The 25,504-nt window shown below is 60.0% G+C and carries 21 protein-coding genes and 1 pseudogene; 11 read left to right on the top strand and 11 right to left on the bottom strand.

Translation table 11 applies throughout. The annotated features are described in order from the left end of the window. Nucleotides 1-11: 11 nt before the first annotated feature. Nucleotides 12-260, bottom strand: a complete 249-nt coding sequence (locus tag ACA067_RS12615) for a hypothetical protein (protein WP_497462059.1) — start codon at nt 258-260, stop codon at nt 12-14. 168 nt (nt 261-428) lie between these two features. On the opposite strand from ACA067_RS12615, the gene ACA067_RS12610 reads away from it, so the two are divergent. From ACA067_RS12610 to ACA067_RS12595, 4 genes are all read left to right on the top strand, one after another. Continuing rightward, nucleotides 429-668 carry a hypothetical protein gene (locus tag ACA067_RS12610; RefSeq protein WP_497462058.1) on the top strand — a complete coding sequence of 80 codons (240 nt, stop codon included), beginning with the start codon at nt 429-431 and terminating at the stop codon, nt 666-668. Nucleotides 669-919: 251 nt separating this feature from the next. Next, nucleotides 920-1,426, top strand: coding sequence for a sigma-70 family RNA polymerase sigma factor (locus ACA067_RS12605; RefSeq protein WP_497462057.1), 507 nt, complete (start codon nt 920-922; stop codon nt 1,424-1,426). After that, entirely contained in the window at nt 1,423-2,391 is a 969-nt protein-coding gene (locus ACA067_RS12600) for a FecR domain-containing protein (protein WP_497462056.1), read from the top strand. The genes ACA067_RS12605 and ACA067_RS12600 overlap by 4 nt, the downstream gene beginning before the upstream one ends. Nucleotides 2,392-2,493: 102 nt before the next feature. Further along, entirely contained in the window at nt 2,494-4,926 is a 2,433-nt protein-coding gene (locus tag ACA067_RS12595; RefSeq protein WP_497462055.1) for a TonB-dependent siderophore receptor, read from the top strand. A gap of 438 nt (nt 4,927-5,364) precedes the next feature. On the opposite strand, the gene ACA067_RS12590 is transcribed toward ACA067_RS12595, so the two are convergent. Both ACA067_RS12590 and ACA067_RS12585 read right to left on the bottom strand, forming a co-directional pair. Beyond that, nucleotides 5,365-6,465, bottom strand: coding sequence for a polyamine ABC transporter substrate-binding protein (locus tag ACA067_RS12590; protein WP_497462054.1), 1,101 nt, complete (start codon nt 6,463-6,465; stop codon nt 5,365-5,367). Nucleotides 6,466-6,694: 229 nt separating this feature from the next. Then, nucleotides 6,695-6,895 (bottom strand): annotated as a pseudogene (locus tag ACA067_RS12585) (DUF1801 domain-containing protein); the annotation flags it as partial. 283 nt (nt 6,896-7,178) lie between these two features. Here ACA067_RS12585 and ACA067_RS12580 point away from each other — a divergent pair. From ACA067_RS12580 to ACA067_RS12555, 6 genes are all read left to right on the top strand, one after another. Continuing rightward, nucleotides 7,179-8,555 (top strand): pyridoxal-phosphate dependent enzyme, encoded by a 1,377-nt coding sequence (locus tag ACA067_RS12580; RefSeq protein ID WP_497462053.1) that lies wholly within the window; start codon nt 7,179-7,181, stop codon nt 8,553-8,555. Further along, nucleotides 8,552-9,730: a cystathionine gamma-synthase gene (locus ACA067_RS12575; RefSeq protein ID WP_497462052.1), complete on the top strand. Its 1,179-nt coding sequence runs from the start codon at nt 8,552-8,554 to the stop codon at nt 9,728-9,730. The genes ACA067_RS12580 and ACA067_RS12575 overlap by 4 nt, the downstream gene beginning before the upstream one ends. A 180-nt stretch (nt 9,731-9,910) precedes the next feature. After that, the gene (locus ACA067_RS12570) at nt 9,911-10,906 is read left to right on the top strand and encodes a TerC family protein (RefSeq protein ID WP_497462051.1); all 996 of its coding nucleotides are present in this window, start codon (nt 9,911-9,913) and stop codon (nt 10,904-10,906) included. Nucleotides 10,907-11,158: 252 nt separating this feature from the next. Then, nucleotides 11,159-12,457, top strand: a complete 1,299-nt coding sequence (locus ACA067_RS12565; protein WP_497462050.1) for a sialidase family protein — start codon at nt 11,159-11,161, stop codon at nt 12,455-12,457. After that, a complete protein-coding gene (locus tag ACA067_RS12560; protein WP_497462049.1) occupies nt 12,454-13,050 on the top strand; it encodes a hypothetical protein in 597 nt (198 codons plus the stop codon). Before ACA067_RS12565 ends, ACA067_RS12560 begins: the two co-directional genes overlap by 4 nt. Before the next feature lie 48 nt (nt 13,051-13,098). Beyond that, nucleotides 13,099-15,135: an LTA synthase family protein gene (locus ACA067_RS12555; RefSeq protein WP_497462048.1), complete on the top strand. Its 2,037-nt coding sequence runs from the start codon at nt 13,099-13,101 to the stop codon at nt 15,133-15,135. A 224-nt stretch (nt 15,136-15,359) separates the two neighbouring features. Here the strand turns inward: ACA067_RS12555 and ACA067_RS12550 are convergent, their stop codons facing one another. The 5 genes from ACA067_RS12550 to ACA067_RS12530 form a co-directional block, all read right to left on the bottom strand. Next, the gene (locus tag ACA067_RS12550; RefSeq protein WP_497462047.1) at nt 15,360-15,728 is read right to left on the bottom strand and encodes a hypothetical protein; all 369 of its coding nucleotides are present in this window, start codon (nt 15,726-15,728) and stop codon (nt 15,360-15,362) included. Nucleotides 15,729-15,775: 47 nt separating this feature from the next. Next, nucleotides 15,776-16,228 (bottom strand): hypothetical protein, encoded by a 453-nt coding sequence (locus ACA067_RS12545; RefSeq protein ID WP_497462046.1) that lies wholly within the window; start codon nt 16,226-16,228, stop codon nt 15,776-15,778. Nucleotides 16,229-16,510: 282 nt separating this feature from the next. After that, entirely contained in the window at nt 16,511-16,909 is a 399-nt protein-coding gene (locus ACA067_RS12540; RefSeq protein ID WP_497462045.1) for a hypothetical protein, read from the bottom strand. Between the two features lie 25 nt (nt 16,910-16,934). Then, a complete protein-coding gene (locus ACA067_RS12535) occupies nt 16,935-17,708 on the bottom strand; it encodes a hypothetical protein (protein WP_497462044.1) in 774 nt (257 codons plus the stop codon). A gap of 5 nt (nt 17,709-17,713) precedes the next feature. Continuing rightward, complete coding sequence (locus tag ACA067_RS12530) at nt 17,714-20,455, bottom strand: type VI secretion system Vgr family protein (protein ID WP_497462043.1); 2,742 nt, start codon at nt 20,453-20,455, stop codon at nt 17,714-17,716. A 208-nt stretch (nt 20,456-20,663) separates the two neighbouring features. Between ACA067_RS12530 and ACA067_RS12525 the strand changes: the two genes are divergently transcribed. Beyond that, nucleotides 20,664-21,935: an epoxide hydrolase family protein gene (locus tag ACA067_RS12525; RefSeq protein ID WP_497462042.1), complete on the top strand. Its 1,272-nt coding sequence runs from the start codon at nt 20,664-20,666 to the stop codon at nt 21,933-21,935. A 396-nt stretch (nt 21,936-22,331) separates the two neighbouring features. On the opposite strand, the gene ACA067_RS12520 is transcribed toward ACA067_RS12525, so the two are convergent. From ACA067_RS12520 to ACA067_RS12510, 3 genes are all read right to left on the bottom strand, one after another. After that, on the bottom strand, nt 22,332-23,378 hold the full coding sequence (locus ACA067_RS12520; RefSeq protein WP_497462041.1) for an NAD(P)H-dependent flavin oxidoreductase: 1,047 nt from the start codon (nt 23,376-23,378) through the stop codon (nt 22,332-22,334). A 52-nt stretch (nt 23,379-23,430) separates the two neighbouring features. After that, entirely contained in the window at nt 23,431-23,820 is a 390-nt protein-coding gene (locus tag ACA067_RS12515) for a tautomerase family protein (RefSeq protein WP_497462040.1), read from the bottom strand. Between the two features lie 127 nt (nt 23,821-23,947). Beyond that, on the bottom strand, nt 23,948-25,465 hold the full coding sequence (locus ACA067_RS12510) for a CoA-acylating methylmalonate-semialdehyde dehydrogenase (protein WP_497462039.1): 1,518 nt from the start codon (nt 25,463-25,465) through the stop codon (nt 23,948-23,950). Between the last annotated feature and the right edge of the window lie 39 nt (nt 25,466-25,504).

Raw genomic sequence — 25,504 nt, 5'->3', positions numbered from 1 at the left:
CCATGCGTCCCTCAGTGATAGTCCTCGCCCGCAACCGCTCGCAGATACGCCTGATCCGCCTCGATTCGCAGGTCGCGCCACTCTTCCCAACTGACGATCCCCTGGCGATCCATCTCATCCGACTGTCGTAGCAGCTCTTCATGGTAGGCATCGGGAGATTCCATGCGCAGCGCGATGTTTTCCAGCGCCCGATGCCAGCCATCCAATGCACAAAGTCGTCGCTCCTCGACCTGCGTCAGCAGGTTTCTGAATGAGTTCATGGCCGCGCGATTCCATAGTTGTTTTGTGAGCGTTATTTTGTGAATGGAGCTATCGCCTGCGACATAGGTTCATGAGGGCCGACAAGAGGTGTAAAGGCGGCGATAAAAAAATCTCGAACTCGACCGTTGGTGCCGTATCCAATGTGTAGGCCAACCGAGGTAAGCGCGATGAACAACGATGACCGCGACAACGACGTCGAATCCCCAGCAACGTCGAACGCCCCGCCCACTGATACGTCCGGCAAGCCGGTCAATGTGGTGGAACGAGATCTTGAGGACAGGGACAGCGACACCAAGGGAGTGGATGAAAGCATTACGCCCTCTTCCACTCGGACCCAGGAGCAGGACGCTGAGGAGCTCAGTAAAAAAATTGCCGAGATTGAACGCAAGGTGGCGGATGGTAACTAGCGAATGACTCAGGGGGCGTCCACCTCGCCAGCACGTCAGGGACGAGCTGATTGGGCCGCGACTGGCGAGGAGAACAATTAGACATTAGCTCAAAATTCCAAGATGTCTCATGCGCCGCGATCGCGGCCGCGGCTTTTTATTTTTTTCAGACGAATCACACGCCAACGCGTTTGCAAACCCGGAGATTGCAGTGGCGATCCTCTCACAGGTAAGATTGAGAACGATTCACACTCACATCTGGAAAGCCACCGGTGCAACCTCCTCCGACCAGCAAGCTGGGCTTCTTTTTCAGCGACCATCATCGCTGGCTGCTGCAGCATATCCAGCGACGCCTGCGCAACCACGCGGACGCCGAGGACACGGCCGCCGATACGTTTTGCCAGATGCTGACAGCCCGTGTCGACCCCGACAGCATCGAACAGCCTCGCGCCTATCTGTCCACCATTGCCCGCCGGTTGATTTTCGATCGGCATCGGCGGCGCAAGCTGGAGTTGGCCTACCTGGAACGCCTGTCCACTGTGCCGGAGGCGCTGGCACCCTCCCCCGAAGAACAGTTGCAGCTGATTGAAGCGCTGGTCGCCATCGACCGGGCGATCGACGGCTTGCCGCTGGTGGTCAAGGCGACCTTCCTCTATAGCCAACTGGACGGGCTGAGTTACGTGGCCATTGCGCAAAAGCTCGGGTTGTCGGAACGCACGGTCAGCCGCTACATGAAACAGGCATTGCGTCAGTGCTACCTCAGCGAGATGACGCCATGAACAAGACGCGCCTGGATTCCGTCAGCGAGCAGGCCATTGACTGGATGGTGAGGTTGCGCGCCGGCCAACCCGATGCCGCGCTGCAAGAGCGTTTCAACGCCTGGCTTGCGATGGACCCTGCGCATGCGCAGGCCTGGGCGACATTGCAAGACCGTCTCGGTGGTTCCTTCGACACGGTGCGCGCCCTGGATCGACGCGTGCCAGGCCAGGCCGGCGAAGCGCGCCAACTGCTGTTGCAGCCCCATGGTTCGCGACGTGACGCGTTGCGTGTGATCGCCGGCCTGGGCCTGCTCGGTGGCGGTTTATGGCTGGGTGCGCGCAGCCCGCTGGGTGACTCACTGCTGGCTGATCTGCACACCGGGCGCGGCCAACGCCAGGACTTCGATCTGGCCGACGGCAGCCGCCTGAGCCTGAACGCCGACAGCGCGGTGGATCTGCAGTTCGACGACCAGCAAAGGCTGGTGATACTGCGTCACGGCGAACTGATGATTCAGGTGGCGGCCGATCCCCGGCGTCCACTGCGCGTGCGCACCGCCCAGGGTGAAATACGCGCACTGGGCACGCGTTTCCTGGTGGCTCAGGAGCAGGACGCCAGTCGCGTGGTCGTGCTGCAGCATTCGGTTCAAGCCCGGTTGTTCGACGGCACCACGCTGGACCTGCAAGAAGGTCAGTCAGCCCTGCTGTCTGCCCGGCAGATTAGCGTCGTTGCCGGCGATCAGCGCCATCGTGCCGACTGGCTCAGCGGACGGCTGAACGTGCTGGACGAACCACTGGAGCAGGTTGTCGAGGCGCTGCGCCCGTACAGCCGCGGTTTTGTGCGGGTTGCACCCGAGGTTCGCCACTTGCGTGTCCAGGGTGTTTTCCCGCTCGACGACCCCGACCGGTCCTTCACCGCGCTGGCCGAAACCCTGCCGATACGCGTGGATCGCTATAGCCCCTGGTTGACGCTGATACGGGCGAAATAATCGTGCAGGTGAATTTTTTTTGAAAATCACTCTCATTCGTGTCCGGTTTTCATTTCTCGCCCCACCTATCTCCTGACACTTCCACACGATCAGGAGAATGCTGTGTTCAACCCGTGGCCTCACACCCTTTCCGCTGCCATTGCCCTGGCGAGCCCTGCCCTGGCACAGGCCCAAGAGCTGTCCTTCAACCTGCCGGCCGGTCCCCTCGCCAGCACGCTGAATGCCATCGCCAGCCAGAGCGGACATATCGTTTCCCTGGAACCCTCGCTGGTGCAGGGCAAACAGGCACCGGCGGTGATCGGCCAGATGCCCGCCGCCCAGGCGATGCAAAGGGCACTGACGGGCAGTGGATTGCAGTTGCGCGTCACCGAGCAAGGCAACTTCAGTGTCGAACCGGCCACGGACAGCAACGCCACGCTGCAACTGGGAGTCACCAACATCGTCGAACGCAGTGTCGATGCCACCACCGAAGGTTCGGGCTCCTACGCGGCACGGGCGGTGACCATCGGCAAGGGCACCCACAGCCTCAAGGAAATTCCGCAGTCGGTCACCGTGATGACCCGCAAGCAGATGGACGACCAGGGCCTCACCGATCTTAAAGATGCAGCCAACCAGACCACCGGACTGGTCGGCGTCCAGGGCGTGGGCAAAGGCATGATCCTGACCTCGCGCGGCTTCCAGATCGATGACTGGCAGTACGACGGCGTGCCGATCCCGCGCAACACCTACGCGCTGGGCAACTGGGCCACCCAGGACCTGATTTTCTTCGATCGCATGGAAGTGCTGCGTGGTGCGTCCGGGTTGCTGCAGGGCACCGGCAGCCCCGGCGGTGCAATCAATCTGGTGCGCAAGCGCGGCCAGTACGCACCGACCGTGACCCTCACCGGCAAGGCCGGTTCCTGGGATCATTACGGCCTGCAACTGGACGCCGGCGGACCGCTGAACCAGACCGGCACCGTGCGTGGCCGCTTCGTCGCCGACGAAGACCAGAGCCAATCCTTCATCGACTACGAATGGAGCAAGACCCACTCGTTGTATGGCGCGCTGGACTTCGATCTGCGCGAAGACACCACGCTGGGCCTGGCCGTCAGCCACTCCGACGGCGAGTCGCGCCCCATGATCCGCGGCCTGCCCCGCTACGCTGACGGCAGCCCGGTCGACGTGTCGCGTTCGACCTACACCGGTGCGCACTGGAACCATTCGGATATCGATGTCACCACGGTCTACACCGATCTGGAGCACCGTTTCAACGACGACTGGGCCTTCAAGGTCGGCGCGGTGCGCATGACGGAAGACAACCAGGCGAAAAACCAACGGCTGCAAACCATCGACGACGGCCTCAATGCCGATGGCAGCGGCGTGCAATACGCCGATTTCGTGTCGGACTTCGACGCCACCAAGATCGGCCTCGACATGAACCTCACCGGACGCTTTGAAGCCCTGTCCATGGAGCAGGAAATCATGCTCGGCGGCAATTACTCCAAGCTGACCTCGGACGACCGTTTCGCGCGAACCTTCAATGACAGCAGCGACACGATCTTCGGCATCGATCATGACCGGCCTGAAATCAGCTACGACGGTTTGCTCAATACCCCCGGAGGCCGGGCGACCCCGAGCAAATACGACATCCGGCAAAAAGGCCTGTACGGCAGCTGGCGGGTCAAGCCGTTCGAGCCGCTGACCCTGGTGCTCGGCGCCCGGGTCAGTTGGTACGACTACAGCTACAAGTCGGCGACCCAGGCCGCGTTCAGCGGCGTCGCTATCGACGACTTGCCAAGCACCACCAACGAAACCGGGGAAGTCACGCCCTACGCCGGCATCGTCTACGACCTGAACCGCGAATGGGCGGTCTATGCCAGCTACACCGACGTGTTCGAACCACAGACCGCACGCACCACGAGCGGCTCGGTGCTCAAGCCGGTGATCGGCAGCAACTACGAAATCGGTCTCAAGGGCGAGCTGCTGGAGGGCCGGGTCAATACGTCCCTGGCGGTGTTCCGCTACGACCAGGAGAATCGAGCGGTCAACGACGTCGCCTCGGGTTTCGCCTGCGACGGCTGGTACTGCTCGACGGCCTCAGGCAAGGTTCGCAGCCAGGGGATCGAGGCGGAAATCAGCGGCGAAGTGCTCAGCGGCCTGCAACTGTTCGCCGGCTACACCTACAACACCACCAAATACCTCGTAGATCCGGTCAACGAAGGCAGCGTCTTCAGCCAGTGGACGCCGAAACACATGCTGCGGGTCTGGAGCGACTATCAGTTCAGTGGCGACTGGAGCCGTGTCAGCACCGGCCTGGGTTTCACCACCCAAAGCCACACCCTGGGATACGAACGCACGTATGAGGTGCCCGGCTACACCGTATGGAATGCCCGCCTCGGCTATCAACTCACCCCGGAGATCGCCCTGGCGCTGAACGCCAACAACCTGTTCGACAAGCACTATTACACCGCGGGGTACAACCAGCTCAATGGCAACAACAACTTTGGTGACCCGCGAAACGTCATGTTCAGCGTGAAATACACCCCAACGTTCTGATGCCTGGAACCGCAGGAGGGGCTGCCCCATCTTCGACGTCACGCTGTCGCGCTGGGGCTGGAGACGCCTTCTGTGGGAGCTGGCTTGCCAGCGAAGGCGTCCGTTCAGCGATAAATATGTCAACTGACCCATCGCTTTCGCTGGCAAGCCAGCTCCTACAGGTCATCACGGGCGTACACCAATCCCGTGCCCGTCACGGGATCAAGTGTGGGAGCGAGCTTGCTCGCGATAGCGGTTGATCATTCAACAGCTATATCGACCGCTCCGCCGCGATCGCGAGCAAGCTCGCTCCCACAGGTTCCGCGCTTGACTGGCTAACCTGTGGCGAGGGCGCTTGCTCCCGCCGGGCAATCCGCGCCCTGCCGCAGCAGGCGTTATTTGGCGCCGCTTAGCGACCCGGCGGGAGCAAGCTCGCTCGCCACAGACTCAGGGTGACGCTTAGCTACCGGACTTGATACTGGTCCAGACGCGGGTACGCACGCGTTCAAGCTTCTGCGGAAGCGGTTGAACGACATACAGCGTTTTCAACGCCTCGCTGGTCGGCGTCAGGTTCGGGTTGCCGGTGATCTCCTTGTTGATCAACGCAATCGAGTCCTTGTTGGCATTGGGGTAACCGAGGAAGTCACTGATCGGGGCGATGACTTTGGGGTCGAGCAAGGTGTTGAGGAACTCGTGGGCCTCGTCGACATTCTTCGCGCTTTTAGGAATGGCAAAGGTGTCAAACCAGATCGGCGCGCCTTCCTTGGGCAGGCGCCAATCGACGACCACGCCGTTGCCGGCCTCTTTGGCGCGATTGCCGAACTGGTAAAAGCTGCCGGAGTAGCCGATGGCGACGCAAATATCGCCATTGGCGATGTCAGTCATGTACTTGGCCGAGTTGAAGTAGGTAACGTAGGGACGAATCTTCAACATCAGCGCCTTGGCTTTTTCGTAGTCGTCCGGGTTCTGACTGTTGGGGTCCAGCCCCAGATAATGCAGGGCCAGCGGCAGGATTTCCGAGGGTGAGTCGAGCATGGCCACGCCACAGGCCTTGAGCTTCTCCATGTTCTCGGGCTTGAACACCAGGTCCCAGCTGTCCACCGGCGCATTCTCACCCAAGGCGGCCTTGACCTTGTCCGGATTGAAGCCGATCAGCACGGTGCCGTACATGTAGGGCACGCCGTACAGATTGCCGGGGTCGTTCTTGTCCAGCAGCTTGAGCAGTGCCGGGTCCTGGTGCTGCCAGTTCGGCAGTTTCGACTTGTCGAGTTTCTGGAACACGCCGGCCTTGATCTGGGTTTCGATGAACTGGTTCGACGGCACCACCAGGTCGTATCCCGAGTTACCCGTCAGCAGCTTGGCTTCCAGGGACTCGTTGGTGTCGAAGGTGTCCCAGGTCACTTTGATGCCGGTGTCCTGGGCGAAGTCCTTGGGCACCGAAGGCAGGATGTAGTCCGCCCAGTTGTACACCCTCAATTCGCGCTGTTCGGCCTGAACTGCGCCGGCCAGCAGCGTCAGCCCGCAAACAGTGACGCCCAGTATGCGTTTCATCGTGTCCATGGATTGTTTCCCCAAGTGTGGCGATAGCTCGATGGTTTTTATGTTCTGTACACGGCAGCGGCCTGCAAAATTCAAGGAGCAAAAAAGGCTGTTGGTGGTTTTACTGGCGCGTGTAAATCGGCGCCCGGTCCTGATTCTTGCCGACAGCCTTGGCGGATCACAGTGCGGGGTTGGCCAAAAGGGGATCCAGATGGCCAATATCCGTGTCCGGATGAAGACGCTGGAACATTCATTCAGACGCTTTGCTGCGAGCGTCTGATCGCTTCGAACTGTTGAGCGCCACGGCGGCGCGAATCAGCGCCTTCAACGCAGCTTGATTCAGACTGTCACTTTGGCGGATATCGATCGCCCGGCGGGTGTTGCCTTCGAGGCTGGCGTTGAACAGGCATGCCGGGGCATCCAGCGAGGCGCCCTTGGCGAAGGTCAGCTTCCTCCGTTGCCTGTTGCGAACCGGCTGTGTCCTTGTTCATGGTGCCTCCTGGGAAGATGGCCTTTGCCTCAGGGTAGTAGGCGCTTGCCGGTCACCCGGCTATCGCTGACTAACGGCAGGCCCCAAGATTTCGGCAACGACGCTACCAATTGGCCGTGCGCGGTTGCGAGTGGGGCAATCCCGGCCTATGTTCCAAACGACGCATTTGCTTGCGACCGGCGCGCGAAAACTCGCCGCGGGTTGCTGTCCCATCCAGTGCAGATTTTTGCAGCGAGGTGACAACATGCCGAACGACTCCCGCCCCGCCGTGCTCGAACTGATTGGCAATACGCCGTTGGTGCGTATCAGCCGCTTCGATACCGGCCCGTGCACCCTGTTTCTCAAACTTGAATCGCAGAACCCTGGCGGTTCGATCAAGGATCGCATCGGTTTGGCGATGATCGACGCCGCCGAACGCGATGGCCGCCTGCGACCGGGCGGCACCATCGTCGAGGCCACCGCCGGCAACACCGGCCTGGGCCTGGCCCTGGTCGGCCGGGCCAAGGGCTACCGGGTGGTGCTGGTGGTGCCGGACAAGATGTCCACCGAGAAGGTCCTGCACCTCAAGGCCATGGGGGCCGAGGTGCACATCACCCGCTCCGACGTCGGCAAGGGCCATCCCGAGTACTACCAGGACGTTGCCGCGAAACTGGCCCGTGAGATTCCCGATGCCTTCTTCGCCGATCAATTCAATAACCCGGCCAACCCGCTGGCCCATGAGTGCAGCACCGCGCCGGAGATCTGGGCACAGACTCAACATGATGTGGATGCCATCGTCGTCGGCGTCGGCTCCGCCGGCACACTGACCGGATTGACCCGCTTCTTCAGTCGCGTGCAGCCGAACCTGGAGATGGTGCTGGCCGACCCGGTCGGTTCGGTGATGGCCGAGTACAGCCGCAGCGGCACCCTTGGCACGCCCGGCTCCTGGGCGGTGGAAGGCATCGGTGAAGACTTCATCCCCTCGATTGCCGACCTGTCCAGTGTGCGCAAGGCCTATTCGATCAGCGACGAAGAAAGCTTCGATCACGCCCGCCAGTTGCTGCGCGCCGAAGGCATTCTCGGCGGCTCTTCGACCGGCACCCTGCTGGCCGCGGCGCTGCGTTACTGTCGCGAGCAAACCGAACCGAAGCGGGTGGTCAGCTTTGTCTGCGACACCGGCACCCGCTACCTGTCGAAGGTCTACAACGACCAGTGGATGAACGATCAGGGCCTGCTGCAGTACAAGCACTATGACGATCTGCGCGACCTGATCGCGCGGCGCTTCGAGGATGGCCGGGTGATCAGCGTCGGCCCGGACGACACCTTGCTCACCGCGTTCCAGCGCATGCGCCTGGCGGATGTGTCGCAACTGCCGGTGCTGGTGGACGGCCAGCGGCTGGTCGGGGTGATCGACGAGTCCGATATTCTGCTCGGCATGCAGGAAGATCCCTCGCACTTTCGCATGAGCGTGGCCAGCGCGATGACCGACAAGGTGCAAACCCTGCCGCCCGGCGCCAGCCTGGCCGAACTGCAAGCCGAGCTCGACCGCGGGCTGGTGGCGATCATCGCCGACGCGTCGGGCTTCCACGGCCTGATTACCCGGGTCGACCTGCTCAATCATTTACGGAGATCCCTGACATGAGTCAGCACGATGACACCACCGCACCCCGCGCCTTCGCCACCCGGGTAATCCACGCCGGGCAGGTGCCGGACCCCACCACCGGGGCGCTGATGCCGCCGATCTACGCCAACTCCACCTACTTGCAACAGAGTCCCGGCGTGCACAAGGGCTTCGACTACGGACGCTCGCACAACCCGACGCGCTTTGCCCTGGAGCGTTGTGTCGCCGATCTCGAAGGCGGTACCCAGGCCTTCGCCTTCGCCTCCGGGCTGGCGACGATTTCCACGGTGCTCGAACTGCTCGACACCGGCGCGCACATCGTCTCAGGCAACGATCTGTACGGCGGTACGTTCCGCCTGTTCGACAAAGTGCGCCGGCGCAGCGCCGGGCATCGCTTCAGCTTCGTCGACCTCTCAGACCTGGCGGCCTTCGAAGCGGCGCTGCAGGACGACACGCGCATGGTCATGGTCGAGACGCCGAGCAATCCGTTGCTGAGCCTCACCGACCTCGCGGCCATCGCGCGCATCTGCCGTGACCGGGACATCATCTGTGTCGCCGACAATACCTTCGCCAGCCCGTGGATACAGCGCCCGCTGGAATTGGGCTTCGACATCGTGCTGCACTCGACCACCAAGTACCTGAACGGCCACTCCGACGTGATCGGCGGCATCGCCGTGGTCGGTCAGAATGCCGAGCTGGCCGAGCGCCTGGGTTTCCTGCAGAACGCGGTGGGCGCTATCGCCGGGCCGTTCGACGCCTTTCTGACCCTGCGCGGGGTGAAAACCCTGGCACTGCGCATGGAGCGCCACTGCAGCAACGCACTGGAGCTGGCGCAATGGCTGGAGCGTCAACCCCAGGTGGCGCGCGTCTATTATCCGGGGCTGCCATCGCACCCGCAGCATGAACTGGCGCGGCAGCAGATGCGCGGATTCGGCGGGATGATTTCCCTCGACCTGAACAGCGACCTGGCCGGTGCCAGACGCTTCCTCGAAAGTGTGCAGATCTTTGCCCTGGCCGAAAGCCTGGGCGGAGTGGAAAGCCTGATCGAGCACCCGGCGATCATGACCCACGCGACCATTCCTGCCGAGACCCGTGCGCAGCTGGGTATCGGCGATGCGCTGGTGCGTCTGTCGGTGGGGGTCGAGGATGTGGAGGACCTGCGTGCGGACCTGAGCCAGGCGCTGGCGCGGATTTAAGCACATCCATCTGCTTATCCATGCGCGATGGAGGGGCATGCGTGCCGCGACGGGCCAGCTCGCTGAGGCCAACAACACTTCGAAAAAAACGAAGAATCGACAAAAAATAAACGATTTTTCCTGATACATCCTGATCGATAGCATGACCTGCACCTGCCTCGATCAGTCGGGAAAAATCGCATGTCCCCCATGACCATCGGCGAACCCTGGATGTGGGCCAGCTTCATCGCCTTCATCGTCTGCATGCTGGCACTGGACCTTTTCGTGTTCGGCGGACGCAAGGCGCATCGAGTATCCGTCCGCGAGGCGCTGTCCTGGGTCATCGCCTGGAGCGGCCTGGCGCTGGCTTTCGCCGCCCTGCTCTGGTGGTACCTGAACGACAGCTTCGGCGCGCAGGTTGCCCAGCGCAAAACCCTTGAATTCCTCACCGGCTACCTGATCGAGCAATCGCTTTCGATCGACAACATGTTCGTCTTCGTCATGATCTTCGGCTACTTCGCCGTGCCGCCGGAGTTGCAGCGCCGGGTGTTGCTGTATGGCGTGCTGGGCGCCATCGTGATGCGCACCCTGATAATTTTCGCCGGGGTCTGGCTGGTGTCGCAATTCGCCTGGCTGCTTTATGTCTTCGGCGCGTTCCTGATGATCACCGGGATCAAGATGCTGGTCTTCGCCGATCAGCAGCCCGACCTGGCCAGGAACCCGTTACTGGGCTGGCTGCGAAGTCATTTGCGCGTGACCGACGGCTTTCACGGGGACCGGTTCTTCGTGCTGCTTGACGGCGTACGCTGGGCGACGCCGATGTTTCTGGTGATGATCCTGATCGAGGCCAGCGACCTGATATTCGCGGTCGACAGCATCCCGGCGATCTTCGCCGTCACCACCGACCCCTTCATCGTGTTCACCTCCAACATCTTTGCGATCATGGGCTTGCGCGCCCTGTACTTCCTGCTCGCCGACATGGCCGAGCGTTTCCATCTGCTCAAATACGGACTGGCCATCGTGCTGGTATTCATTGGCGGCAAGATGTTGGTCATGCCGTGGTTTCATGTGCCGATCCAATGGTCGCTGGCGCTGGTCGCCGGCATCATCCTGGCCTCGGTGCTGTTGAGCCTGTACCTGAGCAGGGAAAAACGCCAAGCGCTGGAGAAGAAACGAGACCCGGGAACGGCTAAATGATGCCGCAGCGGCAAGAACGGACGAAACCCGGGAATGTTTGCCTCCGGAAACTGTGTTTCAGACTGACGGTCAAACACCGGTTAAACGCCGCAAACACTGGCGCTACAAGGTGCCGCATTTGCCGTTTTCGGTCGATAAAGATCCTACAAACATTTGCTTACAATTCAACGACTCGTTAAACACCGAGCTGTCGACTACTAGTGATAGGTTACGGCGCTTGCCCGGGCCATGAGATGCTCTTCTGCCTTAATTATGCGCATCAATCTTCCCAGTCTTCCTGCCTTCGGTGCCTACCTTGCCCTTGCCTGCCTGTTTGCGGGCGCATGGTTCAGCCACCCGGCCCCTGTACATTCTTCCTTTGCCCTGATGAAACCGGTCATGGCGATGGCCGATCAAGTGGCCAAGCCCATTTATACCAGCCGGTTCGCCTCGTCCGGGCTGGTGGACTTCGTGCATTCCTCGGCGGTCACCGCCTTGCCTGACGGCAGCCTGATGGCGGTCTGGTTCGCCGGCACTCGCGAAGGCGCCGCCGACGTGCAGGTGCGCTCTGCCCGCTTCGACGCGAAATCCGGCGAATGGGGTGCGGAACAGGTCCTGGCGACGCGGGACTCGACGCAACAGGGCACCCGCAAATACATTCGCAAGCTGGGCAACCCGGTGGTCGCACTCGCGCCGGACAATCGCCTCTGGCTGTTCTACGTGTCCGTGTCCATGGGCGGCTGGGCCGGCAGTGCGGTGAATGTGATGGTCTCGGACGACTTTGGTCGGCAATGGTCCGAACCGCGCCAATTGATCACTTCACCCTTCCTGAATATCAGCACCCTGGTCCGCTCGGCACCGGTGTTTCATGCCGACGGCTCGATCGGCCTGCCGGTCTATCACGAGTTTCTCGGCAAGTTCGCCGAGTACCTGTACCTGAGCGCGGACGGCAATGTGATCGATAAATACCGCATCAGCCATGGCAACAACTCCCTGCAACCCACGGTGGTTCCACTGGATGGGCAGCGCGGTGTGGCCTTGCTGCGCTACGCCGGCAACGTCCACCACCGGGTGCTGGCGACCCGCACTGAAGATGCCGGGCAAACCTGGAGTGAACCCTACCCGCTCGACCCATCGAATCCGAACTCCTCGCTGGCGGCTGTCGCGACGCCCGAACACGGGTTGCTGGTAGCGCTCAATGACCTGCAGGAAGGGCGCTTCAAGCTGAGCCTGTACGGTACCGACGCAGAGATGGACGATTGGCGCTCGCTTCGGGACCTGGACAAATCGCCTGATCCATTGGGTGCGCCGTTTTCACCCGAGGCCTACAAGGAAATCATCGGTCAGGAATTTCGCGGTTCCAGTGGCGCTCTCCGCCAACCGCTGGAAGCACAGTTCCTGAGCAACCTCGACACCCGGGTCTGCAAAAGCCAGGGCTGCGAATTCGAATATGAATACCCCTACTTCATCCGCAGTCCAGACGGTCTGTATCACCTGGTGTATTCCTGGAACAACACATTCATCAAGCACGTGACTTTCAACGATGCCTGGCTGTCGGAGCGCGCCCCTTGATCAACCTCTGGCAAGCCCATATCAGCTTCGCAATGATCCTCTTCCTGCTGCTGCCGTCTTTTGGCTTGAACAAGGCCTGGCGCGTCGCACTGTTGTTCGCCCTGCTGGCCGTCAGCTTCATCCCGCTGGACGGACTGACACTGGCCGCGTACTTGCGCAGCCACATCGATGACCTCGCGGTCACGACCCTGGTGTTCATGGCCTGGGGTTGCTTGCGTCGAATGGACGTCCTGCCGCCCGCGCAGCAAGGTCAAACCGGCGTATTGATCCTCTTTGCCGTGCTGGCCCTGGCGCTGTACCCGGCCACCCTGGGCTTGAGCGACCTGGACCCCTATCGGTTCGGCTTCAGCCCGCGCCCGATGCTGGTGTTCGTCGCACTGCTGACACTCGGCCTGTTTTACCTGCGCAACTACCTGGCCGTCGTGATGCTGGCCGGCGCGACCCTGGCGTTCATCGTCGGCATCAAGCCCTCGCACAATTATTGGGATTACCTGGTTGATCCGCTGCTGGGCCTGTACTGCTGCCTGGCACTGCTGGTGTTGGCCTTGGGCTGGATCTTTGGCCGGCTCAACACTTTGCGCCGTTCGGCGTGACCGGGATCCATTCGAGATTCAACGATTTTTTTTGACAGGGGAACATGGATGGGTTGGCTGCAATCGAGACGTTTACATTACTGGCTGGGCGCGACAGCGACTGCGTTTGCGCTGTTTGCACTGCTGCGGGTGGTGTTCTTCTTCGGCTTTTCCGGCTTTGACGCCAACGCGTTGAGCGCTGAACCGGCCGTGCCGGAAACCCTGGGCATCGGCTTTCGTTTCGATCTGCGCCTGGCCATCCTGGCGATGTTGCCGGTGGCGTTGCTGGCCTGGATCCCGCGCTGGAACCTCACGACCAGCCGCCTGCTGCGTCGGATCGCACGGGTGTACCTGGCCGCGATCCTGAGCGTCATGCTGCTGATCTACATCATCGATTTCGGCCATTACGCGTACCTGGGCGTGAGAATCAACGCCACCGTGCTGCGCTTCATCGATGATGCGCAAATCTCCCGGGACATGGTCTGGCAGACCTACCCGGTCATCTGGATTTCACTCGGTTGGCTGGCGACCGTCGCCCTGGTGACCCTGGCCCTGGTGCGCCTGGAACGCGTGACCCTGGACCGCCCGCGCAAAGTCATCCACCCCCTCGCCGTCACATGGGGCAGCGCGTTGATGGTGGTGGTGGTGTTGCTGGGTATTCTGGGCCGTGTCGAGAACATGAACCTGGAAAACCCGGTCCCGTTGCGCTGGAGCGATGCGTTCTTCTCGGGTAACAACCAGGTCGCTGCACTGGGCCTGAACCCGGTGATTTTCCTTTACGACACGGTCAAGGTCGGCCAGTCGCGCTATGACAAAGAACAAGTGCGCGAGCACTACTCGGTCATGGCCAACTACCTGGGCGTAGACCAGCCCGATCCTCAGGCGCTTAACTTCGTCCGTCACCAGGCACCACAACCTTACAAAGTACCGGGCTCCCGGCCACCGAACGTGATGTTCGTCATGCTTGAGTCGCTGGGTACCAGCGCCGTCGGCGCCTATGGCAACCCGCTCAATCCGACGCCGAACATCGATCGCCTGGCCACCCAGAGCTGGTTCTTCGAGCACTTCTATGTGCCGGTAACCGGAACCGCGAAAACTGTCTGGGCCAGCATCAGCGGGGTGCCTGACGTCACTCGCCAGGAAACCGCGACCCGTAATCCACTGATCACCAAACAACACACCCTGATCAACGCCTTCACCGGTTACGAGAAGCTCTACACCATTGGCGGCAACTCCGGCTGGGCCAATATGAATGCCTTGATCCGGCAGAGCATCGACGGCGTTCGCCTGTTCGAAGAGCGCGACTGGAAGTCCCCGGTGGTAGATGTCTGGGGCATTTCCGACCTGGACCTGTTCAAGGAAACCGACCAGATCCTGCAAGCACTGCCCAAGGACAAACCGTTCTTTGCCTATGTACAGACGGCCGGTAACCATCGTCCGTTCACCATTCCGAAGACCAATGACGGGTTCGAGGTCAAGCACCCTACCCTGGAGGAAGTACAGGCCGCAGGGTCGCGCAGTGTCGAGCAGTACAACGCAGTGCGTTTGCTGGACTTCAACATCGGTCGCTTGATGGAAATCGCCAAAGCAGGCGGCTGGTACGACAACACCATTTTCGTGCTGTTTGGCGATCACAACACCCGCATCGCGCAGATCCCGTTCCTGGCCCCGGCCTATGAGCAACTGGGCCTGGAAAGCAACGCAGTGCCGATGATCATCCACGCGCCGGGCTTGCTCGGCACGCGAAACGTCAAGGAAGCCGTGGGGCTGGTGGACTTGCTGCCCACCGTCGCAGGCATGGCCGGCCTCGAGTTCCGTAACAGCGGCATGGGCCGTGACATCCAGCAACCCGCCCCCGAGGGTGAACGTGTCGTGCCGCTGGTATTGCGCGAAGGCACCTTCCCGCTGATTGCCGGCGTCACTCAGCACTATATGGTGCAGATGGAACACGACGGCAGCTCGCCGACGCTCCACGACCTGGCTTCAAAGACCCCGCTGGACAACGTGGCCGAGAAAAACCCGGACGAGTTCAAGCGCCTGGTGGAGTTGACTCGGGGGATGCATGAAACGTCGAGGTTGATGCTTTATCAGAATGTGCGTGAGTGATGTGTTGCACTGGCCCCCTTTCTCCAAGGGGGCCGATCCTCAAGCATTCTCAAGTTATTTCAGCAGGAACTCGATGACCCGCTGAGGCCGTGCAGGCAGCAACCGCGCTTCAGTGAGGGCATAACCGAAATGGACGAGGCCTAAGAACCTCCAAGCCAAAGCCCCAGCCAACCCTTTAAAAACTTAGCAGTTATTAACTAGCGCTTCTATTATTGATTCGCTCATTAGTTGAAAATCTCAAGGACAATGATAACTACCCACATCGCTATAAATCCACTGACCGAAAACACTGAAGACCACATCATCCGTGTCTTTATTGATACTGGTAACCGAGCAAGCTCCTCAGGATCAAGCATTCCATGCCGAACATATCTGCTCGACCATGCAATGGTCCCCGACAATTTAGAAGCTAGGGAGAGGCGCGTAGCGAACGTCCACTTCCCGGACGGCATCCTTCCATAATATGTTACAGCGTAACTGTTTTTAAAAATATCCAGCACTACATCGAGATCACGACGAGCAATGTAACAATTTATGCCTACACCAATAAAACTGATCAGCAGCGGTGCAAGCACAAAAAACAACTTAGCCAACAAAAAACTCATTACCCCCCCAATGTATCTCCGGGCAAATACCAAGCCTAAGCCCCAGCTAACCGCTTTAAAAATTCAGCAACGACAACAAGCCCAACAAGCGATATAACCCCAACAAACATGAGCCCCACTGACCATCTCATGCGTAATTTTATTGAGGCAGGCAAACAAGCGAGCTCCTCAGGATCAAGCGTCCCATTTCGGATATGTTTTTTAGGGAAAAGTACGGCTCCAGAAATTATAGATGCGAGTACACAGCGCGCAGAAAATGAACCACCACCCCATATATTCCCATAAGAAGTTACGATATAGCTCTTCTTGAAAATATCCAAAATTGCATTCAAATCTCGACATGCGACATAGCAGTTGATACCAATACCTATAAAACCAATTAAAAGCGGCCCAAAAACCAAAAATAACTTTATAAGCACTAACGACATTGAGTTATCCTGAGGGATGATACAGACAATCTTTGCATTGAAATTTTTGGCCAATTTCATGCCATTCTGACAAACATCACGAAAAAACGGCCCAAACATGAGAAACATTTTAAGCAGCAATGGCCAAGCCGAAAAATTTAAACCGACAACACCTCCCAACAGCCAGAGTCATTTCGCCGACGCTTGAGAACTGCCCACCCTTAAACATCATCAACTACTATTCAGTTCGAACGCCATAAATGGCTATTTATATGACGACCCCCAAAAACAGCTTAACCAAAAAAAAATCATCACCTCCCTGTACATCTCCTCGGAAAACTTAAAATAAGCCGCCATCGGAAATCACTCAAATAGGTTTACCAGAACAAAAAAACCAGCAAACCATATAAAACCGAATATAAGAATTCCTGCTGAAACCTGCATACGCCGTTTGATAGGAATAGGAACTCTATTGAGCTCATCTGCATTAAGATGCCCCCTTCTCAGGTGCATTCCAGGCCAAAGAACAGCACTGATTACAATGGACATAACCGTATAGCGAGCGACCAACGAACCTCCCTTCCACGACTCAGCATAAGAAGTGATTATTTGACTTTGTGAAAACCCGTCAAGCACTTTATCCAAGTCACGGTATGCCATATATGTAATCATGCCCATTCCGACAAACATAACGAAAAACGGCCCCAACAGGAAACACATTTTAAGTAATAACGGCCAAGTCGCTGGATTCAATTCCAACATGCCTCCTCAGAAATTTATTTAATGCTTAATGAACTTTCCATTGGGCAAACTCTTCAAGCTCATCATCAAATTTGCCAACCAGCTTAGAGGCAGCCCAACCTGATGTCACTCCAGCAGCCAGCATCAATCCGATTGCACAAAACGGAGCACCTGGCCCGCATAAAGGTGATACAGCCAAGCCCGCCAAAGCGGTTCCGGCTGCACCGCCACCAATTATAACTCCTTGCTTAATCGCCTCTTTGGGTTTGTTTTCGGCGTTAGCAATTTCATACGTTGCATACGCGATTGTAACGACTATTAAAACCTTACCCGAAACATTCAAAACCTTATTGAGTGTATTAAATTTAGCGTCTGGCCTAGCAGATGATTCGACGATTTCGTAATACATAAAATTTCTTTGGGTAGTACCGAGCTCCGCAAATCCCTTACCAAATTTCTTTACTGCTTTCTCATCCAGCAACTGCTCTAGAGCCGGCGAAATAATTTTCTTCTTTTGCGCAATAGCCAAACCGTGCGCAGAGGTCTTGTCTCTGATTTCCGCCATAATCTTGTTTCGCGCTTCGTAACAGAACTCTGCGGCCTCTTTCACCGACACATTGCCAGCCTTCACTTGCGACAAGACCTCTGCCTTGACCCTCTTCACATTACGATTATAGTTTTCTCGCTGTTTCGCATCGCTTATAAAATCTGCCGAAAATTTAAGCGCTGCGCCCTCAAAGCTTTCAAGGGCCGGCTTCAAAACCTCATCATCTACAGGATGAACTTCTTGAGCCAGGTAGTACCGATAAAAAGAATCCATAATATTTACTCCGCAAGCTCCTTTAACAATCTCTGTGCACCACTGAGTACACTTTCCTGGCTATTCAGGTTATCCAGGTTTTCCACCTCGAATTTCACGCACGACTTCCCTGCAAAAGAATAAAAATTCGCTTTGTTTTCACCGTCGAACTCACCTTGCAGGACCGAGCCATCATCCATCGTGGCGGTGCACTTGATGCCTTGATAATTCAGGTCAAGTGGAGCTGAAAAGCTGATCCATTGCTCTGAATCCGGAAACTCGATTTTCAGATCCCCCGGCACCAGGGTATGCACACTCATCGTCTGGCCATCCTTATCGGTCACCCCGTTAAACACCTCGCCTTGCTGGGTAGTGATCCGATAGCGGCTGAACGGTACCGGCGTCTGGGCGCCGTCTTTCACGGTGTAGCGGGCGGCATAACCTGCCGGTAGGGGTGTGGCCGGGGTGTCCAGGCTGGCGCCGCCGAGCTTTTGCACATGGGGCGCCTTGAGGTAGATGTTGCCGGGCGCGCCCAGTTCGATCTCGCCACCTTTGAGGCGAATGTAGGCTCCGCCGCAGCGGAACAGCAGTTCGTCCGGCGCGCTGATTTCCACGCGCCCTTCCACGCTTTCGATCTTGATGTCGGTCTTGGCCAGGGCGTGCAGGTGGCTGCCCTGGGCGTGCAGCTCGACCTTGCCTTTGGCCGCCTTGAGTTTCAGGTCGGCGCGTTTTGCGAACAGGCTGATGCCGCCTTCCGCCGCTGCGGTGATGTCGTGCCCGGCGCTGATGTCGGCGTTGTACGCAGCCATGATACCCACGCTGGCGCTTCCGGAGGACAGGCACAGGGCTTCGGGACTGACCAGGCCGATGCCCGCCGGGGCCTGCAGCAATAGCCCCGGTTGCGCCAACCCCTTGAGAGCGTGGTTCAAGCGGGCCTGGCTGTCGGTATCGCCAGGAGTCGCTTGCCCGCTGTGGGCGGCATTGGCCAGGGAACGGGCCAACGATAGCGCGCTTTCCAGTTGCTCAATAGCCGCGGTCATGTCGAGTTGCTGACCGTGGGCCTTGGCTTGTTCATCGGCACTGATAAACAGCCCCTTCCCCGCCCGAATCGCCCCCCAACCATCGGTGCGCAGTTCAAACCCTTCGCCACGTTTTTTCTGCTCGGCATCGACCAAATGCCCGAGATTGAGCTGGCTCTTGCCACTGTGCTCGGTACTGAGCTTGACGTGCTCCTCCCCCCGGGTGTCCTCCATCCGCAGCTTGTTATTGGCCGGCGTGCGCAGCACGTTGCGCTTGTAATTGCGCGCGCGCAGGGTCACGTGGTCCGGGTGCTGGCTGTCGTGCAAGGCGTGGGCGATGTAGGGGCGGTCCGGGTCGCCCTGTTCGAAGGCCACCGCCACTTCGGTGCCGGCGATCAGCGGCAGGTGCAGGCCGTGGGTGTCGCCGGCGTAGGGACGGGCCAGGCGTAGCCACATGCTTTCCTGGCCGGGTTTCCAGGTGTCGCGGTCGAACAGGAACTGCACGCGGTAGCGCCCTTCGACGTCGATTTCGGCGTAGGGGTCGTGTTTTTGCGGGTTGCTGACCCGGGCCGGGACGGTGCCGGCGATTTGCGGTTTGGCCAGCAGTGGCGGGCGGAAGCACACGCTTTCCGAATAGGGGATGGCCTGGAACTGCGCTTCGAAGCTGGCATCGCGGGCGGCGCGGGTGCTGAGTCGGGTGATCACCGTGCCGGGGGCGAAGGCCTGGGGCGCGCCGCCGGAGATTTTCAGGACCTGGCCGGGGGCCAGGGTCGCGCTGCTGCTGGTGCCGCTGAGGCGGGTCTGATCGTTGAGGTAACGTTCGTGTTGCAGGCGGGCGTAGAAGTAGCCGGTTTCCGGCGGCAGGTCTTCGTAGAACTGGTAGCGGTCGCCGAGGGCGGTGTAGGGTTCGGCGTAGTGGTAGGCCTCGCCGTAGGTGGTGGTCGCGCCGCGGGTGTGGTCGATCTCGCCGTCCAGGTGGGCGCGGGCGTCACGGTGCTGATAGGTGCGGATGTTGACCTGGCGTTCCACCACCTGGTGTTGGGTTTGCAAGGCCCAGACGCCGTCCTGCTCGCTGCTCAATCCCGCGGGTGGGCGGTACGGCAGCTCGATGCCGGACTGGTAATGCAGCTGGTCGTCATGGAATTCGACGACGTCGATGTGCAGGCGTTCGTCGCTGGTGAAGCGGTACCAGATGCCGACTTCGGCCAGCAGGCGGGCGATGAAGGCCAGGTCGCTTTCGCCGTATTGCATGACTTGCAGGCGTTTGGGGTAGTCGCGCGTGAGCTTGAAGAAAAAGTCCTCGCCCCGGAAGTCGTGTCGGCTGCGCAGGATGTGTTCGACGATTTCCGGCACCGACTGGTGTTGATAGAGGCGGAACTGCTGGCCGCGGGCAAGCAGTGCCAGGCGCGGTTGCAGGGTGATCTCGTAGCGGGCTTCGTCGATGGAGCCGGACAGGCGTTTGAAGCCGGTGATCACACCGTTGAAGGTGCGCAGCGGTTTGATCGGGATGTCCCGGGTCAGGAAGGTGAGCTTGCGCGGCACGGGGTGAAGGCTGAACTGCGCCTCGCGGTTGAGCAACTGGTCGGCGGCGATGTCCTGTTCGCTGCTGGTGAATTCGACGACGTAGTGGAACGGCTGGCTCAGCTGTTCTTCGCCGTGGAAGGCCAGGACGTCGAGGGTCGCGTCGAAGTTATAGACGCTGAGCTTGTGCCGGCTGTGGTCGAAGAAGATGGGCAATTGGCTGGACATGTTCAGACGTTCCTGGTCTGTGTGGGACTGACAGGGAGGCGTTATGTCCACCCTCGCTCAAGCGCCCGCAAGCTTTCACGATGGCGTCCGCGGCTGAAATAGGCCGTTTCCGATAAGGACGTAGGATGCTTCCGAGTTTTGGTGCGCTTGGTCTACATTAGAAATGAGCACGGCATCACTCATCCGCCCCTCAACCGAGGAAGTGAAGATGAAGCACCTATTCGCGGTCGTTTTGGCGGCCCTTTCGCTTTCCATTGCGCCCCCCACCAGTACAGCGCCCACCGACGACGCCAACGCCATTCGCCCCTTCCACGTCGCCATTGCGGACAAGGACCTCACCGACCTGCGCACCCGCATCGCCGCGACCCGCTGGCCGGACAAGGAGACGGTTGCCGATCGCTCACAGGGCGCACAGCTGGCGCAGTTGCAGGCGCTGGTTCGCTACTGGGGCACGGACTACGACTGGCGCAAGGCCGAGGCGCAGCTCAATGCGTTGCCGCAGCACATGACCACCCTCGACGGGGTCGATATCCATTTCATTTGGGTGCGCTCGCCCAGTCCGAAGGCGCTGCCAATGATCATGACCCACGGTTGGCCAGGTTCGGTGTTCGAGTTCATCGAGGTCGTCGGTCCACTAGCCGATCCGGCCGCGCACGGAGGCAACGCCGCCGATGCATTTGATCTGGTGATTCCGTCCATTCCGGGCTACGGCTTCTCCGGCAAGCCGGATGGCACTGGTTGGGACCCGGATCGCATCGCGCGGGTCTGGGCGCAGCTGATGCAGCGCCTGGGATATACCCACTACGTGGCGCAGGGTGGCGACTGGGGTGGCCCCATCACCAGCGCGATGGCGCGCCAGGCACCGTCGGGGTTGCGCGGCATCCACCTCAACCTGCCGGCGACGATACCGCCAGAAGCAGGCGCAGCACTCGCTGTCGGCGGGCCGGCGCCGGCCGGATTCTCCGAGGAGGAACGCGCGACTTTCGACGCCGTCGCCACCCTCGTCAAACAGGGCAACCTGGCTTACAGCACGATGATGGCGGCGCGGCCGCAGATGATGGGCTATGGCGCGACGGATTCGCCGGCCTTCCTCGCGGCGCTGTTGCTGGTGCATCCAGGTTTTGCCAAATGGACGTACGGCGCCGACCCTCGGCAGTCGCCGACCAGGGATCAAGTGCTGGATGACATTACGTTGTACTGGCTGACCAACAGCGGCGCCTCGGCAGCACGGCTCTACTGGGAGAACATGGGACGCAGCCCGCTTTCTTCGGCTGCACAGAAAACCACCGAGATCACGCTACCGGTGGCCGTCACGGTGTTTCCGGATGACGTCTACTATCCGCCTGAGAGCTGGGCCAAACGTGCTTATGGCAACCTGATCTACTTTCACAAAGCCGACAAGGGTGGCCACTTCGCGGCCTGGGAACAGCCGCAACTGTTTACCGAGGAACTGCGCACGGCGTTCCGATCGTTGCGCTGAAGCGCAAGGTCGCCCCGAAATCGTCCTTAGTCAGAGGGTGATGGATGTCAGTGAGTAGCCCGGTTCAGGGCTGGATCAGGCACATTGAGAAAGTTATTCCAGAGCTCATAGGCATCGTGATGTCTCTTGGTCGCATCGTCCCACGCCGGCCCTGAAACACAGCGGGATGACACCAGCACCATCATGCCCATCGTGGCGGCGTCCAGTTCGATCAGTAGTGCGTGGGATTGGGTCCTGAATTCTTCGACCGATATCATTGCGAGTGCCCCGGGCGGAAATCACCGCCATTGAATAAGCAATTGCCTATCAGACGGTCGAGTACGGCTATCACGGAAGATTCCTGCAGCCCGACCGCCGGTACGTGCCGTCCGGACCTGGAACGCTCCCTGTATCGAGTCAGAATGTCATTTGCGCGGCCAACAGCTTGACCAACGCCGCCGCCGGCATCTCTCGGGCCAGGGGTGCGCCCTGCCCGGCCCACTGCACGGCAAAATCAGTGTTGCCGCGGGCGCTGGCCGCCACGTTGAGCGCCTTGTTGGCGTCATAAGTGAACGGATAAGCCGGCAGAGTGCCCGTCACCTCAAGGCACGTGAAGTTGCGATTAACCATGCCCCGGGCGGGACGGCCGGAAATGACGCTGGTGACCTGGGTCTGGTGTGCCCGCGGACCTTTGAGGGCCTCACGATACGCGCCGTTGGCAGAAGATTCCGGGCAGAGGATAAATGCCGTACCCAATTGCGCGGCACTGGCGCCCAGTTGCATCACCGCGTTGATCCCCGCGCCGTCCATGATACCGCCCGCCGCAATCACAGGAAGGCTGCATTCAGCGCTCAGCACACGTACCAGCGCGAAGGTTCCCATTTCAGTGTCCTGCCCTGGCTCGAACACCCCGCGATGCCCACCGGCTTCGTAACCTTGAGCCACCAGGGCATGCACCCCGGCGCGTTCCGCCAACCGCGCTTCGGCCAGGTGGGTCACCGAACACAACAAGATGATGCCTGCGGCCTTGAGGGCATCGATCGCCGGTTGCGGGGGCAAGCCAAAATGGAAGCTGACCACCGCCGGTTTTTCTTCCAGCAGCATCTGCAGCATCCCCGGATCTTCGACGAATGAGGTGTAGATCTCACGCAGCGAGGCAGGCGCAACGGCGCCGAACTCGGCAAAAAACGGAGTCAGGACATTCAGCCATTCCGATTCCCGGACTGAGTCATGAACCGCAGGCTGATGGCAAAACAGATTGACGTTGAAGGGCTTGTCCGTCAGGGCGGCCGTCTCTCGTAACATGGCCCGCGCCTGTTCGACATTGCTCGCGCCGATGCCGATGGAGCCCAGCCCACCGGCGCTGGACACCGCGGCTGCGAGCCTTGGGGTGGAAACGCCAACCATGGGCGATTGAATGATCGCAAGTTCGATGTTCAACAAGGACAGCAGAGGATTGGACATGACACCACCTGTAAGAAATGTGCGCGGTTGACTGCAAGCAGGCTGCGGGAGCCTAGAGTTCCCCGGTGAGGAATTGCGCCCTGCCACGGCCGAAGGACCAGTCGGCATCGGCGTTCTCCACCAGCGAAACGATCAGGTCGTCGGGCGACAGTTCACAGTCGGCTTGCAGCTTTTCGGCGAGCAACCGGTAGAACGCGATTTTCTGCTGCTCTGAACGCGGCCGTGAAAACACCGTCAGCAAGACGACATCGGCCGAGCGCGTGTAACCCAGCCCCGTGTCGTGCAGCACCAATTCCCCTGGACGATGTTGCGTGACGCATTGGTAGCGATCACTGGCGGGTACTTCGAAGGCTTGCACCATGGCCTGATGGGCCGTATCCAGGAGCGCCTTGAGCTGCGCGTCATTGCGGCCCTGGATGATGTCAAACTTGAGCAGTGGCATAGCGGTTCACCTTTGCGAAAAAATCGGGAGCGAGAAAAATTCGCTCCCTGGGGAAAAAGGATGACGTGCAGCCCGTGCCTGCCGCCATCCCACCCGCTCTCCATCCCAAACCTGTAAAGCGCAATGCCTACTTCGAGGTCGGCATCGCAAATTCAGCGCCTTTGGCAATGCTGTTCGGCCAGCGTTGCATGATCGACTTCTGCTTGGTGTAGAAGCGCACACCCTCCTCGCCGTAGGCGTGGGTGTCACCAAACAGCGAGCGTTTCCAGCCGCCGAAACCGTGCCACGCCATGGGCACCGGGATCGGCACGTTGATGCCGACCATGCCGACCTGAATCCGGCTGGCGAACTCACGCGCAATGTGGCCGTCGCGGGTGTAACAAGCGGTGCCATTGCCGAACTCATGCGAGTTGACCAGATCGACAGCCTCGGCAAAGTCCTTCACCCGCATGCACGCCAGCACCGGGCCAAAAATCTCTTCTTTATAGATCTTCATCTGCGCGGTGACATGGTCGAACACCGTGGCGCCGAGCCAGAAACCCTGCGCGCAATCGGCACCGGCTTGCTGGCCGTCAAAGCCACGCCCGTCGACCAGCAACTCAGCACCTTCGCTGACGCCTTGTTCGATGTAACCGGTGATGCGTTGCAGCGCCGCGTGCGACACGATCGGGCCCATCTCGGCCGCCAGGTTCATGCCCTCGAGCACCTTGAGTGTCTGGGTGCGCTCCACCAGTTTCGGCATCACCTTATCGGCGACATCACCGACAAACACCGCCACCGAGATCGCCATGCAGCGTTCACCGGCGGAGCCGAAGGCCGCGCCGATCAGCGCGTCGACCACTTGGTCGATGTCGGCATCGGGCATCACCACCATGTGATTCTTTGCCCCGCCGAGTGCCTGCACGCGCTTGCCGTGGCGGGCGCCCGTTTCGTAGATGTGGTTGGCGATCGGCGTAGACCCGACAAAGCTCACGGCCTGGACGTCGGGGTGATCCAGCAGCGCATCCACCGCTTCCTTGTCGCCCTGTACCACGTTGAACACACCGTCTGGCAGTCCGGCCTCCTTGAACAATTCGGCGATCAGCAGCGCGGGCGAAGGATCGATCGGGCTGGGCTTGAGCACGAAGGTATTGCCGCAGGCGATGGCCACCGGGAACATCCACATCGGCACCATCACCGGGAAGTTGAACGGCGTGATGCCGGCCACCACGCCCAGCGGCTGGCGCATGGTCCAGTTGTCGATATTGGTGGAGACCTGCTCGGTGTAGTCGCCCTTGAGCAGTTGCGGGATACCGCAGGCGAACTCGACGACCTCGATGCCCCGCGTCACTTCGCCCTGGGCATCGGTGAAGACTTTGCCGTGCTCGGCGGTGATCATCCGCGCCAGGGTGTCGCGGTGCTCGTTGAGCAGCGCCAGGAACTTGAACATGATGCGGGCGCGGCGCAGCGGCGGTAGCGCCGACCAGGCTGGAAAGGCGCCCGCTGCCGACTTCACCGCCGCGTCGACGTCAGAGGCGTTGGCAAGCGCCACCTGGCCAATGACCGAACCGGTGGCGGGGTTGGTGACGTTCTGCGTGCGGCTTGAAGTACCTGGCGTTGCGCGGCCGTGAATGTAGTGGGCGATCTCTGCTGGCTGGTTGCTCATGGCGGGTGTCCCCTGGTGGTGGATAAGAGCCATCTCTTG

The sequence above is a fragment of the Pseudomonas sp. LBUM1674 genome (assembly GCF_059695635.1).
The sequence above is the reverse complement of the archived record's forward strand: the minus strand, read 5'-3'. Positions and strand labels throughout refer to the sequence as shown.